The organism is Stenotrophomonas lacuserhaii (assembly GCF_039674585.1).
Classification (GTDB): domain Bacteria; phylum Pseudomonadota; class Gammaproteobacteria; order Xanthomonadales; family Xanthomonadaceae; genus Stenotrophomonas; species Stenotrophomonas pennii_A.
In genome coordinates this window covers 33,453-46,953 of record NZ_JBDJNU010000029.1, presented here as the reverse complement: position 1 = coordinate 46,953, position 13,501 = coordinate 33,453, and the positions used below count along the sequence as shown (strand labels likewise).

Genomic DNA, 13,501 nt, shown 5'->3' with positions numbered 1-13,501 from the left:
CGCCCGGCCGCCGGCGCCGCGCCAAAGGACACGCCCCCGCCCCCCCCCCGGCCCGTCCCCGCGCCCCGCGCCGCTACCCACGGTCTCCGTGGCCCGTCGGGTGAAGGGAGCCCCTGAGTCAGGGGCGGCCGCGCAGCGGCGGGGTGTGGGTGTTGGTGAGGAGGGGCCCACGGTTTGCGCAGCAAAGCGTGGGAGCGACAGCGCGAATGCGGTGGCGTGGACCCGCTACTCAGGCCGCGATCGGGGCCTGCGGCGATCCGTTGTCGTCCGGGTGGTCGTCATCGTTGCCGGCGGCGTCGCGCCAGCGCCAGTCGGCCGGGGTCAGCGGGTCCAGCCCGTAGGCGATGCGGGCCTTCTCGCATTGCGCGCTGGGCTTGCCGTATTCCCACGAAGCATCCACCTCGCGGCACACGCTGGGCCGGTTGGGATGGATGGTGCAGCGTGAATACACCCCGATCTGCGCATCCAGCGCCACGCAGCGCACTGGCGCCGAATGGGTGCCGCGCATGCACAGGCGATGCGGGTCCAGCACTTCGGTCAGTGCATGCGGCACGCCGCCGGGGGTGACTTCATCCGATTCCATCCAGTGGAACGCCACGCGGTACTGGGTGCAGCAGGCGCCGCAGGTCATGCAGGGGTGTTGCATGGGCAAGCCGCCTCGGGCGGCCATCAGCGACATGAAAGGGAGTGCGGATTTTCCATGATGCGGGCCGGCGCGCAAGAAATTCCGTATCCGGCGACAATGAACGGATGAACCGATACAGCAATATCGCCGCGCGGTTGCCCGAACTGGCGCGCGAACGACCCGACCAGATCGCCATCCGCTGCCCCGGACGGCGCGGTCCGGGCAATGGCATGGCCGCCTATGACGTGACCCTGGACTACCGTCAACTGGATGCGCGCAGCGATGCGATGGCCGCCGGACTGGCGTCCCACGGCATTGGCCGGGGGGTGCGCGCGGTGGTGATGGTGCGGCCTTCGCCGGAGTTCTTCCTGCTGATGTTCGCGCTGTTCAAGCTGGGCGCGGTGCCGGTGCTGGTGGATCCGGGCATCGACAAGCGCGCGCTGAAGCAGTGCCTGGACGAGGCGCAGCCGCAGGCCTTCATCGGCATTCCGCTGGCCCACGTGGCCCGGCTGGCGCTGCGCTGGGCGCCGTCGGCCACGCTGCTGGTGACCGTGGGCCGCCGGCTGGGCTGGGGCGGTACCACGCTGGCCGCGCTGGAGCGCGCGGGCACGGGTACGCCCCCGATGCTGGCCGATACCGATGGCGAAGACACTGCCGCGATCCTGTTCACCAGCGGCTCCACCGGCGTGCCCAAGGGCGTGGTCTACCGTCACCGCCATTTCGTCGGCCAGGTCGAGCTGCTGCGTTCGGCGTTCGGGATGGAACCGGGCGGGGTGGACCTGCCGACCTTCCCGCCATTCGCCCTGTTCGATCCGGCACTGGGCCTGACGTCGGTGATTCCGGACATGGACCCGACGCGCCCGGCCAAGGCCGATCCGCGTCGCCTGCACGATGCGATCAAGCGCCACGGCGTCACCCAGTTGTTTGGCTCGCCGGCGTTGATGCGGGTGCTGGCCGACCATGGGCAGCCGCTGCCGGGAGTCAAGCGGGTGACGTCCGCCGGCGCCCCGGTGCCACCGGACGTTGTCGCCAGGATCCGCCGGCTGTTGCCGCCCGATGCCCGGTTCTGGACCCCGTATGGCGCCACCGAATGCCTGCCGGTCGCGGTGATCGAAGGGCGCGCGCTGGAAAATACCCGCGCTGCCACCGAAGGCGGCGCCGGCACCTGCGTGGGCGGCGTGGTGGCGCCCAACCAGGTGCGGATCATCGCGATCGACGATGCCCCGTTGCCCGACTGGTCGCAGGTGCAGGAGCTGCCGGTAGGCGAAGTGGGCGAGATCACCGTGGCCGGGCCCACTGCGACGGACAGCTATTTCAACCGCCCGCAGGCCACCGCGGCGGCGAAGATCAACGAGACGCTGGCCGACGGCGGCACCCGCGTGGTGCACCGCATGGGCGATGTCGGCTACTTCGATGCACAGGGCCAGCTGTGGTTCTGTGGGCGCAAGACCCAGCGCGTGGAAACCGCGCACGGGCCGCTGTACACCGAACAGGTCGAGCCGGTATTCAACACCGTGGCCGGCGTGGCGCGCACCGCGCTGGTCGGCGTCGGAACGCCGGGTGCGCAGGTGCCAGTGCTGTGCGTGGAGCTGCTGCCCGGGCATTCCGATTCCGCCGCCCTGCATGAAGCGTTGCGGACCAAGGCCGCCGTACGCCTGCCCGATGCGCGCCTGCAGGATTTCCTCGTGCATCCGGGATTCCCGGTGGACATCCGCCACAACGCCAAGATCGGCCGCGAGAAGCTGGCGATCTGGGCCACGAAAGAACGGGAAAAGCAGGCATGAAGATCCTCGTCACCGGCGGCGGTGGGTTCCTGGGACAGGCGCTGTGCGCTGGCCTTGCCGAACGCGGGCACCAGGTACTCAGCTTCAATCGCGGTCATTACCCGGCGCTGCAGGCGATGGGCGTAGGCCAGATCCAGGGGGATCTCGCCGATGCGCAGGCGGTGCGGCACGCGGTGGCGGGCATGGACGCGGTGCTGCACAACGCAGCCAAGGCCGGGGCCTGGGGCAGCTATGACAGCTACCACCAGGCCAATGTCGTCGGCACCGACAACGTGGTCGCCGCCTGCCGCGCGCAGGGGGTGTCGAAGCTGGTGTATACCTCCACCCCCAGCGTGACCCATCGCGCCACGCATCCGGTGGAAGGGCTGGGTGCGCATGAAGTGCCGTATGGGGAAGACTTCCAGGCACCGTACGCCGCGACCAAGGCGATTGCCGAACAACGCGTGCTGGCGGCCAACGATGCCGCGCTGGCCACCGTGGCGCTGCGCCCGCGGTTGATCTGGGGACCGGGCGACCTGCAGCTGGTGCCGCGGCTGGCGCAGCGATCGCGCGCTGGACGCCTGCGCCTGGTCGGCGATGGCAGCAACCTGGTCGACACCACCTACATCGACAACGCGGCACTGGCGCACTTCCTGGCACTCGATGCGCTGGCGCCCGGTTCGGCATGCGCGGGCAAGGCGTACTTCATTTCCAATGGCGAACCGTTGCCGATGCGTGAGCTGATCAACAGGCTGCTGGCCGCGGTCGGTGCGCCGCCGGTGACGAAATCGGTGAGCTTCAGGACCGCCTACCGCATCGGTGCGGTGGCCGAAAAACTGTGGCCGCTGCTGCGCCTGCCGGGTGAGCCGCCGCTTACCCGTTTCCTCGCCGAACAACTGTGCACCGCGCACTGGTACAGCATGGAGCCGGCGCGTCGTGACTTCGGCTATGCGCCGGTGGTGAGCATTGACGAGGGACTCACGCGGCTGAAAGCTTCATCAAACGGCGAGATTTCCATCACCGGATGAACACCGTCGGCACGGGAGTATGGTCCCCAACGCCACCCCGGCACGCTAACCGCGAGGATCGCCATGCTGCACTACGCCGTCATCTTTTTCGTCATCGCCCTGATTGCCGCCGTGCTCGGGTTCTCCGGCATCGCCGGTGCCGCCAGCAACGTCGCCTGGATCCTGTTCGTGGTCTTCCTGGTGCTGGCCGTCATCTCGATGTTCCGCAAGCGCACGTGACCTCCGGTCATCGCGTTTGAACGGCAGAGCCGGGCATTGCCCGGCTTTGTTGTTTCTGCGGGATGACGGCCAGCGGCCGTCACTACCGGAAGGGCGGTAGCGCCGAGCCATGCTCGGCGAGCGCAGCGGGAACGGCGTGACGACCAACGGTCGTCACCCACCACAGCGGGCGTCAGTCCCGCATCAGGCAGGTAGAATGCCCGCCATGCCTCTTTCCCTGCTCAAGTCGTTCAAGCCGGTTGCCGGCCGTGCCCTGCAAGCCGCGCTCAACCGCGCGCTCGCGCTGGATCCTGATACCCGCCAGGCACTGACCGCACTGGATGGCCGCCATATCGACCTGACCCTGGAAGCGCCTGCCCTGGCGATGCGCATCAGCGTGCACGGCGAGGCGCTGGAAGTGGGTCCGGTGGATCACCGCGAAGCCGACCTGGCCGTGCGCAGCAGTCTGTCCGGTGTGCTGGCCCAGCTGCCGCTGCTGGCCAGATCCCGCAGCGCGCAGGCCAATCCGGCCGGGCGCGTGCGGGTCGCCGGTGATGCCGAACTGGCGCGCCGCCTGCAGCAACTGGCGAAGGGTTTCGACCCGGACTGGCAGTTGCCGTTCGTGCGCGTGTTCGGTGAAGTGCTGGGCGTGCAGGTGGCCAATACCCTGCGCAGCGCGCTGGCGCATGCGCGCCGCGGGGCGTCCGACCTCGCGCATACCGCCGCCGAGTTCGTCACCGAGGAATCGCGTGACGTGGTGCCGCGCGGTGAACTGGACGCCTTCCATGACGACGTGGACGTGCTGCGCGACGACGTCGAGCGCATCGCCGCGCGCGTGCAGCGCCTGCGGGGTGCCGCATGAAGGCGCTGCTGCGGGCCAGCCGCATCGGCCGCATCATCCTGCGCTACCGTCTGGACGACCTGCTGCAGGGCACCCCGGCCGAGCGCTGGCTGCGGCTGGCCAAGCCGTTCGTACCGCGTGCATCGGCCGATATCGCCGCGCAGACCCGCGGTGCGCGGCTGCGCCTGGCACTGCAGGACCTCGGCCCGATCTTCGTCAAGTTCGGGCAGATCCTGTCCACCCGCCGCGATCTGGTGCCGCCGGACGTTGCCGTTGAACTGACCCTGCTGCAGGACCGGGTCAAGCCGTTCGATGGCGATACCGCGCGGCGCATCGTCGAACAGGCGCTGGGCATGCCGGTCAGCGCGGCGTTCGCCAGTTTCGATACCGAGCCGCTGGCCTCGGCATCGATCGCGCAGGTCCATGCGGCCACGCTCGGCGATGGCCGCCAGGTGGTGGTCAAGGTGCTGCGCCCGGACATCGAAAAGCAGATCGTCGCCGACATCGCCCTGCTCAATTCGCTGGCGACGCTGGTCGAGCGCACCCATCCGCGCGCCGACAAGATCCGTCCACGCGAAGTGGTCGCCGAGATCGAAAACACGCTGTCGGCCGAACTGGACCTGCAGCGCGAAGGGGCCAATGCGAGCGTGCTGCGCCGGTTCTGGGAGAACTCCGACGACCTGTACGTGCCGGAGGTGATCTGGAGCCACACGGCCGAACGCGCGCTGACCCTGGAACGCGTGTGGGGCATCCCGTCGGACGACATCGAAGCGCTGGACCGCGCCGGCATCGACCGCGTCGCGCTGGCGGCCAAGGGCGTGCGGGTGTTCTACACCCAGGTGTTCCGCGACAACTTCTTCCATGCCGATGCGCACGCGGGCAACATCTGGGTCGATATCGATCCGCAGCGCCGTGCCAACCCGCGCTTCATCGCGCTGGATTTCGGCATCATGGGCCAGCTCTCGCAGGAGGACCAGTACTACCTCGCCGAGAACTTCATGGCCATCTTCAACCGCGATTACCGGCGCATCGCCGAACTGCACGTGCAGGCCCGGTGGATGCCCGACCACGTGCGCATCGACGAGCTGGAATCGGCGGTACGGTCGGTCTGCGAGCCTTACTTCACCCGTCCGCTGTCGCAGATTTCGCTGGCGGAAGTGCTGATGAAACTGTTCCGCGTGGCGCAACGCTACCAGCTGACCCTGCAGCCGCAGCTGATCCTGCTGCAGAAGACCCTGCTCAACATCGAAGGCGTGGGCCGCCAGCTGGATCCGCAGATCGATATCTGGGCGGTGGCCAAGCCGGTGCTGGCGAAGATCCTGCGCGCGCGCTACAGCCCGCGCCGGGTGCTGCGCGAGATCGGCAAGCGGGTGCCGGAAATCATGACCCATGCGCCGGACATGCCGCGACTGGTGCACGCCTGGCTGAGCCAGCAGGTGGAAGGGCGGCATGAGCTGTCGATGCGCTCGCGCGACCTGGCCGCACTGGATGCCAGCCTGCAACGGCTGCAGAAGCGCGCGGTAGGCGCGATCACCGGCGTCGGCCTGCTGGCGATCGCCGCGCTGCTGTACGTGCTGCAGCCGCCGGGCCTGTACTTCGGCGACCTGCCGATCTGGAGCGGGGTGTCCGGCGCCCTGGGTGCATTGGCGTTGGCACGGGCGTGGTGGCGATGATGGGGGGCGAGTCGGTGATCGACGAGACGATCCAGGAGGATGTGCCCGCCGTCTCAGCAGCGGAGCCGCTGCAGCTGCTGCACCAGGACGAGCGCCTGGCAGTGGTCGACAAACCGGCCGGGCTGATGGTCCACGACAGCAAGCTGGCGCGCGGCGAAGATGATTTCCTGGCCGACCGCCTGCGCGAGCAGCTGGGCCGGCAGATCTTCCTGGTGCACCGGCTGGACCGTGCCACCAGCGGCTGCCTGCTGCTGGCCTTCGACCGCGAAACCGCCAGCGCGCTGGGCAAGTCGCTGATGGGCGGTGAGGTGCAGAAGGATTACCTGACCGTGTGCCGCGGCTGGCCGGCAGAGGAAAGCTGGCAGGTTGACCATGACCTCGACGGCGGTCCCGGCAAGCCGGTGAAGAAGCCGGCGGTGACGGATTTCCAGAGCCTGCGGACCGGCGAGCTGGCGGTGCCGAGTGGCGAGTTCAGCACCTCGCGCTATGCGCTGCTGCGCTGCCAGCCGCAGACCGGGCGCTTCAGGCAGATCCGCCGCCACCTCAAGCACCTGTCGCACCACATGATCGGTGACACCAGCCATGGCGATGGGCGGCACAACCGCATCTTCCGCATGCAGGGCGTGCACCGCATGCTGCTGCATGCCGAGCGCCTGCGCTTCCCGCATCCGGATGGCGGCACGCTGGACGTGCGCGCACCGGTCGACGCCGCGTTCCAGAAGGCGCTGGATCTGTTCGGCTGGGACGTCCCGCCGGCCTGAGCCGGTAGCGCCGAGCCATGTTCGGCGGGATCCAGAAGCGTGACGACCAACGGTCGTCACCCACCACGGCACGGCGCTACCGGGCCCCGAGCCTGGGCGGGCTACAATCCCCGCCATGAAAATCGCCTCGTGGAACGTCAATTCCCTCAACGTCCGCCTGCCGCACCTGGAGCAGTGGCTCAAGGACTTCGGCCCGGATATCGTCGGCATCCAGGAAACCAAGCTGGAAGACCACAAGTTCCCGGATTCGGCGCTGGTCGCCGCCGGTTACCGCAGCGTATTCGCTGGCCAGAAGACCTACAACGGCGTGGCGCTGCTGTCGCGCGAGCCAGCGCAGGACGTACAGATCGGCATCCCCGGCTTCGAGGACGAGCAGAAGCGCGTCATCGCCGGTACGTTTGGCGACCTGCGGGTGATCAACCTGTACGTGGTCAACGGCCAGGACGTGGGCACGGACAAGTACGCCTACAAACTGCGTTGGCTGGAGGCGGTGCACGCCTGGATCGCCAGTGAACTGCAGCGCTACCCGAAGCTGATCGTGATGGGGGATTTCAACATCGCCCCCGACGAGCGCGACGTCAACGACCCGCTGGTCTGGAACGAAAACCACATCCTGACCTCCACCGCCGAGCGCGGGGCACTGAACAAGCTGTTGCAGCTCGGCCTGCACGACGCCTTCCGCCTGCACAGCGAGGAGGGCGGGGTGTTCAGCTGGTGGGATTACCGCGCCGCCGGTTTCCGCCGCAACCTCGGACTGCGCATCGACCTCACCCTCGTATCGGACGCCCTGAAGGCGTCGGCGGTGGCATCGGGCATTGATCGCGAACCGCGGACCTGGGAGCGCCCCAGCGACCACGCTCCGGCGTGGGTGGAGCTGGGCTGAAAACAACGGAGCCCGGCGATGACCGGGCTCCGTCCTGATGCGTCTGCCGGCCAGCGGCCGACGGCGCTACCGCCGCGTTACCGTATGCTCTTGCGGGTGAACAGGTTGACGATCGCCAGCAGGATCACCGCGCCGATCAGCGAGTACAGGAAGGTGCGCAGCGTGATCGCGTCGTTGATTCCACCACCGAACAGAAAACCGGCAATGAGCGCGCCGACGATGCCGACCACCACATTGAGGATGATGCCCTGCTGGCCATCGCGCCTCATGATGATGCTGGCCAGCCAGCCCACGATGCCGCCTACGATCAACCAGATGATGATGCCCATCGCCACACCTCCACGTCACAAGGGCCTCCAGTTGACGCGCCCGGCCGTGAACCGCTTGTGCAGCCGTACTGACAGGCACGCGACGTGACCCTGCCGGCTTCTCCCGAAGGCCCGTGGCAGTTCGGTCCGGTGACGGTATGGCGCCGCCCCCACGTGCCGGGACACCGCGGCGAACCGCAGGCCCGGCAGGTGCTGGCCGAGGCGTTGGGCGGCGATCCGCTGGCGCTGCCGCTGGTCCGTGATCCGCGTGGCCGGCCGGAGCTGTCTGCTGCGTTGTCCGGCTACGGCACCGGCTGGAGCCACAGCGGCGAGCTGCTGCTGGTGGCGCTGGGCGAAGGCGTGCGGCTGGGGGTGGACCTGGAACTGCTGCGTCCACGGCCGCGCCTGCTGGAAATCGTTCGCCGCTTTTTCCATCCGGCGGAAATCGAATGGCTGGAAAGCCTGTCCGAGGCGGATCGCGAACATTGGTTCTTCCGTGTCTGGTGTGCCAAGGAGGCCATGCTGAAGGCGGACGGGCAGGGCATCTCCTTCGGCCTGCATCGCCTGCAGTTCGCCCCCGCGCGCGACGGCAGCCTGCAGCTGCACTGGTGCGATGCGGCGCTCGGCCCGGCCGCGCGCTGGCACCTGCATGAGTGGCAGGCGCGCGCCGATTTCCGCGCCGCGCTGGCCTGGCACGCGGCCTGACGCGTTCGTGGGCCGGTGAAACCGGCGATAATGCCGGCATGAGCGAACACAATCTTCCGCCCGCCGTCGCCGACACGCTGCAGCGTGGCCTGGCCGACATGGGCCTGGCCGCCGCGCTGGCGCCGCCGCTGCTGCGTTACCTGGCCCTGCTGCACCGCTGGAACCAGACCTACAACCTCACCGCCGTGCGCGATCCGCAGGAGATGGTCACCCGCCATCTGCTGGATTCGCTGGCGATGCAGCCGCACGTGGCCGATGGCACGCTGGCCGACCTCGGCACCGGTCCGGGGCTGCCCGGCATTCCGCTGGCCATCGCCTGTCCTGGCCTGCAGGTCACCCTGGTGGAAAGCAACGGCAAGAAGGCGCGCTTCATGCGCGAAGCGGTGCGCCAACTGCAGCTGGGCAATGCACGGGTCGCCGAATCGCGTGCCGAAGCACTGGACGAGCCCGGCCAGTACGACCAGATCACCGCGCGTGCGATGGATACGCTGGAAGGCATCGTGCGCGTCGGCGGCCACCTGCTGCGACCGGGCGGGGTGCTGCTGGCCATGAAGGGCATCCACCCGCACGATGAAATCGCCGCACTGCCGGCGGGCTGGCGCGTGCGCGAAGTGGTGCCGCTGCGGGTTCCCGGGCTGTCCGGCGAGCGCCACCTGGTGACCATTACCGGTCCTTGAACGGCGGTGCCGGTCCTGGTCCATCAGGGTCCTGGTGCACCCCGATTTCCGCCCGGGGCCGGTTGTACGCATAATGACCAGCCCCAGCAACCGTCGACGAGGCTCACCCGCATGGCCCGCATCATCGCCATCGCCAACCAGAAGGGTGGCGTCGGCAAGACCACGACCGCCGTCAACCTGTCCGCCGCCCTGGCCCACGCCCCCAAGCGCGTCCTGCTGGTGGACCTGGATTCGCAGGGCAACGCGACGATGGGCAGCGGCGTGGAAAAGCGCGACCTGGCCTCGTCCACCTATGACCTGCTGCTGGGCGAAAGCACCGCGGCGGAAGTCCGGGTGAAGTCGGCCGAAGGCTATGACCTGCTGCCCGGCAACATCGACCTGACCGCTGCCGAGATCCAGCTGATGGGCCAGGGCGAACGCGAGCAGCGCCTGAAGCGCGCCCTGGCGCCGATCCGCGATGAGTACGATTACATCCTGATCGATTGTCCGCCGGCGCTTTCGCTGCTGACCCTGAACGCGCTGGCCGCCGCCGATTCGGTACTGGTGCCGATGCAGTGCGAGTACTACGCACTGGAGGGACTGAGCGCGTTGGTGGAAACCATCGAAGCGCTGCGCGGCAACCTCAATCCGGCGCTGGAAATCGAAGGCGTGCTGCGCACCATGTTCGATGTACGCAACAACCTGGCCAACGCGGTGTCCGGCGAGCTCACCGAACACTTCGGCGACCTGGTGTTCCGCACCATCGTGCCGCGCAACGTGCGCCTGGCCGAAGCGCCCAGCCATGGCCAGAGCATCGTCGGCTACGACCGTGGCTCGCGCGGTGGCGTGGCCTACCTCGGCCTGGCCGGCGAGATCATCCGTCGCAACAACGATCGCAACAAGGCCGCCAAGGCCGTGGAGACTGCCTGATGACCACCAAGCCCGCCGCAGGGAAGAAGCGAGGCCTCGGCCGCGGCCTGGACGCCCTGCTGGGTCCGAAGGCATCGGTGAGCCAGGTGCAGGCCACCGCGGTGATCGAACCGCTGCCCGGTGAAGTGCTTCGCAGGCTGCCGATCGGCCAGCTGCAGCCGGGCAAGTACCAGCCGCGGCGCGAGATGGACCAGGCCAAGCTCGCCGAGCTGGCCGATTCCATCCGTTCGCAGGGCGTGATCCAGCCGATCCTGGCGCGGCAGCTGCCGGGCGGCACGTACGAAATCGTCGCCGGTGAACGCCGCTGGCGCGCATCGCAGCTGGCCGGGCTGGACGAAATACCGGTGGTGGTGCGCGAACTGGAAGACCGCACCGTCATCGCGATGGCGCTGATCGAGAACATCCAGCGCGAAGACCTCAACCCGCTGGAAGAAGCCGAGGCACTGCATCGGCTGATCAGCGAGTTCACCCTGACCCACGCCGAAGCGGCCGAGGCCGTCGGCCGCTCGCGTGCATCGGTGTCCAACCTGCTGCGCCTGCTGGAACTGCCGATCGCGATCCGCGTGTTGCTGGAATCCCGCCGGCTGGAGATGGGGCACGCCCGCGCGCTGCTGACGCTGGCGCCGGAACTGGCCAGCAAGCTGGCCCAGGAAGCGGCCGACGAAGGCTGGTCGGTGCGTGAAGTGGAGCGCCGCGCGCAGGCCTTCGCCGCTGGCAAGGTGCCGGGCACCCGCCCGCAGCCCGCCCCGCGCACCGCGCCGCAGGCGGATATCGCCTCGCTGGAAACCGAGCTGAGCGAATCACTGGGGGCCAAGGTGGCGATCAACCACGGCCGCGGCGGCAAGGGCAAGCTGGTCATCCACTACACCGATCTGGACACGCTGGATGGCGTGCTGGAACGGCTGCGGGCCCAGCGCGGCTGAGCCACGGCATGACGACCCTGCTCACCGGTGCTGCGGGATTCATCGGCGCCTATACCGCGCAGGCCCTGCTGCAGTCCGGCCAGCGGGTGGTCGGACTGGACAACTTCAACTGCTATTACGATCCGCAGCTCAAGCGTGACCGCGTGGCCGCGTTATGCCCGCAGCTGGATCTGCACGCCCTGGACCTGACCGACCGCGACGGACTGGAGGCGCTGTTCGAACAGCTGCAGCCGCGTGCCGTCATCCATCTGGCGGCACAGGCCGGCGTACGCTATTCGCTGCAAAATCCGCAGGCCTACGTCGACAGCAACCTCAGCGGTTTCGTCAACATCCTGGAGGGCTGCCGCCGTCACGGCGTGGGGCACCTGGTCTACGCCAGCAGCAGTTCGGTATACGGCGATTCGGCCACCCCGCCGTTTTCCGAAGACCAGCGCGTGGACCAGCCGCGCTCGTTGTACGCGGCCACCAAGGTCGCCAACGAACTGATGGCCTACAGCTATGCGCAGTTGTATGGCCTGCGGGCCACGGGGCTGCGCTTCTTCACCGTGTACGGCCCGTGGGGGCGGCCGGACATGGCGCCGCTGCTGTTCGCGCGCGCGGTGCTGGCCGGGCGCCCCATCGAGGTGTTCAACGAGGGCCGGATGCAGCGGGATTTCACACATGTTTCCGACATCGTGGCCGGCATACTGGGCGCGCTCGCGCATTCCAGCAACGAGCCGGTACCGCACCGTGTGTTCAACCTGGGCAACCACACCCCGGTGGAACTGGAGCGCTTCATCGAAGTGATCGAGCACGCCGCCGGTCGCCCTGCGTGCAAGGTCTACAAGCCGATGCAGGCGGGCGACATGGTACGCACGATGGCCGATACCCGACGTGCCCTTGACGCATTCGGCTACTCGCCGTCGCTGCCGATCGAACAGGGCCTGCCACCGGTGGTGGCCTGGTGCCGGGACTATTTCGGCGAACGCGCCTGAAGCGGGGCTGCTGGGCAACCAGGTTCATCTTCGGATAACCTCGGCTGCGGAGAATGCGCGCTGTTTGTTCCCCCCTTGGCCGAGTTCCCGATGAGTCATCCTGAGCTATCCGTCGTCGTCCCGGTGTTCAACGAGCGTGACAATGTCGCTCCGCTGGTCGCTGAAATCACGGCGGCATTGCGCGGGCGCACGGCGTTTGAGATCGTCTACGTCGACGACCACTCCCGCGACGACACGCTCGCCGTGCTGCAGGCCCTGAAAGCCACCACGCCGGAGCTGCGGGTGCTGCACCACGCCAGCCAGAGCGGCCAGAGCACGGCGGTGCGCACCGGCGTCAAGCATGCCCGCGGCGCGTGGATCGCCACGCTGGACGGCGACGGCCAGAATGATCCCGCCGATATTCCGAAACTGCTCCACGCCCGCATGGCGGCCGATGCCCAGGTCAAGCTGTTCGCTGGCTGGCGCGTCAACCGCAAGGACAGTGGCAGCAAGCGCTGGGCCAGCCGTTGGGCCAACGCGATCCGCGCACGCGTGCTGCACGACGCCACCCCCGATACCGGCTGTGGCATCAAGCTGTTCGAACGCGAGGCGTTCCTGGACCTGCCCTATTTCGACCACATGCACCGTTACCTGCCCGCGCTGATGCAACGGGCCGGCTGGGCGACGCAATGCGTGCCGGTCAACCACCGTCCGCGTACGGCGGGCGTGTCCAAGTACAACAACCTGCAGCGAGGGCTGGTCGGCCTGCGCGACCTGCGCGGGGTGGCCTGGTTGATCACGCGCAGCCGCCGCACCGCCGTGGAAGAGCGCTGATGGACGTGCCGCTGCTCGACCAGCCGCTGACCTGGTTGTACTGGACCGGGCTGCATGTCACTGGCTGGAAGCTGATCGGCTACACCGGCGCGCTGATGTTCGGTGGCCGCTGGCTGGTGCAGTTCGTGGCTTCGCGACGCGCCGGCAAGCCGGTGATCCCGCGGTTGTTCTGGTACATGAGCGTGGTCGGCAGCCTGATGACGCTGAGCTACTTCCTGTTTTCAGCGAAACAGGATTCGGTCGGCGTGCTGCAGAACCTGTTCCCGGCCTTTACCGCGCTGTACAGCCTGAAGCTGGACATCGCCCACCGCGGCTGGAAGCGCGACAAGGCCGCGGATTAGGCAGCAGGCAGGACGTTCGACCCATGTCGCCGACGACCATCGGTGCCATCATCGAAGGCCTGCCTCCCCCGGGAATCCT

At 68.2% G+C, this 13,501-nt stretch carries 16 protein-coding genes; 14 read left to right on the top strand and 2 right to left on the bottom strand.

Annotated features, from left to right (window positions below; all coding sequences use genetic code 11):
- Positions 1–229 precede the first annotated feature (229 nt).
- Positions 230–646: a YkgJ family cysteine cluster protein gene (locus ABE522_RS12225; protein WP_346591910.1), complete on the bottom strand. Its 417-nt coding sequence runs from the start codon at positions 644–646 to the stop codon at positions 230–232.
- Positions 647–750: 104 nt separating this feature from the next.
- Between ABE522_RS12225 and oleC the strand changes: the two genes are divergently transcribed.
- From oleC to xth, 7 genes are all read left to right on the top strand, one after another.
- Positions 751–2,409, top strand: coding sequence for an olefin beta-lactone synthetase (gene oleC, locus ABE522_RS12220; protein WP_346591909.1), 1,659 nt, complete (start codon positions 751–753; stop codon positions 2,407–2,409).
- On the top strand, positions 2,406–3,416 hold the full coding sequence (gene oleD / locus ABE522_RS12215; protein WP_346591908.1) for a 2-alkyl-3-oxoalkanoate reductase: 1,011 nt from the start codon (positions 2,406–2,408) through the stop codon (positions 3,414–3,416). The genes oleC and oleD overlap by 4 nt, the downstream gene beginning before the upstream one ends.
- 63 nt (positions 3,417–3,479) lie before the next feature.
- On the top strand, positions 3,480–3,635 hold the full coding sequence (locus ABE522_RS12210; protein ID WP_346591907.1) for a DUF1328 domain-containing protein: 156 nt from the start codon (positions 3,480–3,482) through the stop codon (positions 3,633–3,635).
- Positions 3,636–3,840: 205 nt separating this feature from the next.
- Positions 3,841–4,476 carry a ubiquinone biosynthesis accessory factor UbiJ gene (locus ABE522_RS12205; protein ID WP_346591906.1) on the top strand — a complete coding sequence of 212 codons (636 nt, stop codon included), beginning with the start codon at positions 3,841–3,843 and terminating at the stop codon, positions 4,474–4,476.
- On the top strand, positions 4,473–6,128 hold the full coding sequence (ubiB, locus tag ABE522_RS12200) for a ubiquinone biosynthesis regulatory protein kinase UbiB (RefSeq protein ID WP_346591905.1): 1,656 nt from the start codon (positions 4,473–4,475) through the stop codon (positions 6,126–6,128). Before ABE522_RS12205 ends, ubiB begins: the two co-directional genes overlap by 4 nt.
- Positions 6,125–6,889: a pseudouridine synthase gene (locus tag ABE522_RS12195; RefSeq protein WP_346591914.1), complete on the top strand. Its 765-nt coding sequence runs from the start codon at positions 6,125–6,127 to the stop codon at positions 6,887–6,889. Before ubiB ends, ABE522_RS12195 begins: the two co-directional genes overlap by 4 nt.
- Positions 6,890–7,004: 115 nt before the next feature.
- Positions 7,005–7,772 (top strand): exodeoxyribonuclease III, encoded by a 768-nt coding sequence (gene xth / locus ABE522_RS12190; protein ID WP_346591904.1) that lies wholly within the window; start codon positions 7,005–7,007, stop codon positions 7,770–7,772.
- Between the two features lie 77 nt (positions 7,773–7,849).
- Here the strand turns inward: xth and ABE522_RS12185 are convergent, their stop codons facing one another.
- Positions 7,850–8,101 carry a GlsB/YeaQ/YmgE family stress response membrane protein gene (locus ABE522_RS12185; RefSeq protein WP_346591903.1) on the bottom strand — a complete coding sequence of 84 codons (252 nt, stop codon included), beginning with the start codon at positions 8,099–8,101 and terminating at the stop codon, positions 7,850–7,852.
- 84 nt (positions 8,102–8,185) lie between these two features.
- Here ABE522_RS12185 and ABE522_RS12180 point away from each other — a divergent pair, with 84 nt between their 5' ends.
- The 7 genes from ABE522_RS12180 (at position 8,186) to ABE522_RS12150 (ending at position 13,422) form a co-directional block, all read left to right on the top strand.
- Positions 8,186–8,785, top strand: a complete 600-nt coding sequence (locus ABE522_RS12180) for a 4'-phosphopantetheinyl transferase family protein (protein ID WP_346591902.1) — start codon at positions 8,186–8,188, stop codon at positions 8,783–8,785.
- A 38-nt stretch (positions 8,786–8,823) separates the two neighbouring features.
- Positions 8,824–9,462: a 16S rRNA (guanine(527)-N(7))-methyltransferase RsmG gene (rsmG, locus tag ABE522_RS12175; protein WP_346591901.1), complete on the top strand. Its 639-nt coding sequence runs from the start codon at positions 8,824–8,826 to the stop codon at positions 9,460–9,462.
- 111 nt (positions 9,463–9,573) lie between these two features.
- Positions 9,574–10,371, top strand: a complete 798-nt coding sequence (locus tag ABE522_RS12170; protein ID WP_346591900.1) for a ParA family protein — start codon at positions 9,574–9,576, stop codon at positions 10,369–10,371.
- Positions 10,368–11,294, top strand: a complete 927-nt coding sequence (locus ABE522_RS12165) for a ParB/RepB/Spo0J family partition protein (protein WP_406846349.1) — start codon at positions 10,368–10,370, stop codon at positions 11,292–11,294. Before ABE522_RS12170 ends, ABE522_RS12165 begins: the two co-directional genes overlap by 4 nt.
- An 8-nt stretch (positions 11,295–11,302) precedes the next feature.
- Positions 11,303–12,268 carry an NAD-dependent epimerase/dehydratase family protein gene (locus ABE522_RS12160; RefSeq protein ID WP_346591898.1) on the top strand — a complete coding sequence of 322 codons (966 nt, stop codon included), beginning with the start codon at positions 11,303–11,305 and terminating at the stop codon, positions 12,266–12,268.
- Positions 12,269–12,358: 90 nt separating this feature from the next.
- On the top strand, positions 12,359–13,081 hold the full coding sequence (locus tag ABE522_RS12155) for a glycosyltransferase family 2 protein (RefSeq protein ID WP_346591897.1): 723 nt from the start codon (positions 12,359–12,361) through the stop codon (positions 13,079–13,081).
- On the top strand, positions 13,081–13,422 hold the full coding sequence (locus ABE522_RS12150) for a lipid-A-disaccharide synthase N-terminal domain-containing protein (RefSeq protein ID WP_346591896.1): 342 nt from the start codon (positions 13,081–13,083) through the stop codon (positions 13,420–13,422). Before ABE522_RS12155 ends, ABE522_RS12150 begins: the two co-directional genes overlap by 1 nt.
- The last annotated feature ends 79 nt before the right edge of the window (positions 13,423–13,501 follow it).

Bases quoted from the DNA above. Each gene is read 5' to 3' on its own strand.
- ABE522_RS12150 (WP_346591896.1), top strand. From the start codon at position 13,081: ATGGACGTGCCGCTGCTCGACCAGCCGCTGACCTGGTTGTACTGGACC.
- xth (WP_346591904.1), top strand. From the start codon at position 7,005: ATGAAAATCGCCTCGTGGAACGTCAATTCCCTCAACGTCCGCCTGCCG.
- ABE522_RS12185 (WP_346591903.1), bottom strand. From the start codon at position 8,101: ATGGGCATCATCATCTGGTTGATCGTAGGCGGCATCGTGGGCTGGCTG.
- oleC (WP_346591909.1), top strand. From the start codon at position 751: ATGAACCGATACAGCAATATCGCCGCGCGGTTGCCCGAACTGGCGCGC.
- ABE522_RS12205 (WP_346591906.1), top strand. From the start codon at position 3,841: ATGCCTCTTTCCCTGCTCAAGTCGTTCAAGCCGGTTGCCGGCCGTGCC.
- oleD (WP_346591908.1), top strand. From the start codon at position 2,406: ATGAAGATCCTCGTCACCGGCGGCGGTGGGTTCCTGGGACAGGCGCTG.
- rsmG (WP_346591901.1), top strand. From the start codon at position 8,824: ATGAGCGAACACAATCTTCCGCCCGCCGTCGCCGACACGCTGCAGCGT.
- ABE522_RS12155 (WP_346591897.1), top strand. From the start codon at position 12,359: ATGAGTCATCCTGAGCTATCCGTCGTCGTCCCGGTGTTCAACGAGCGT.
- ABE522_RS12160 (WP_346591898.1), top strand. From the start codon at position 11,303: ATGACGACCCTGCTCACCGGTGCTGCGGGATTCATCGGCGCCTATACC.
- ABE522_RS12195 (WP_346591914.1), top strand. From the start codon at position 6,125: ATGATGGGGGGCGAGTCGGTGATCGACGAGACGATCCAGGAGGATGTG.
- ABE522_RS12210 (WP_346591907.1), top strand. From the start codon at position 3,480: ATGCTGCACTACGCCGTCATCTTTTTCGTCATCGCCCTGATTGCCGCC.
- ABE522_RS12170 (WP_346591900.1), top strand. From the start codon at position 9,574: ATGGCCCGCATCATCGCCATCGCCAACCAGAAGGGTGGCGTCGGCAAG.
- ubiB (WP_346591905.1), top strand. From the start codon at position 4,473: ATGAAGGCGCTGCTGCGGGCCAGCCGCATCGGCCGCATCATCCTGCGC.
- ABE522_RS12225 (WP_346591910.1), bottom strand. From the start codon at position 646: ATGCAACACCCCTGCATGACCTGCGGCGCCTGCTGCACCCAGTACCGC.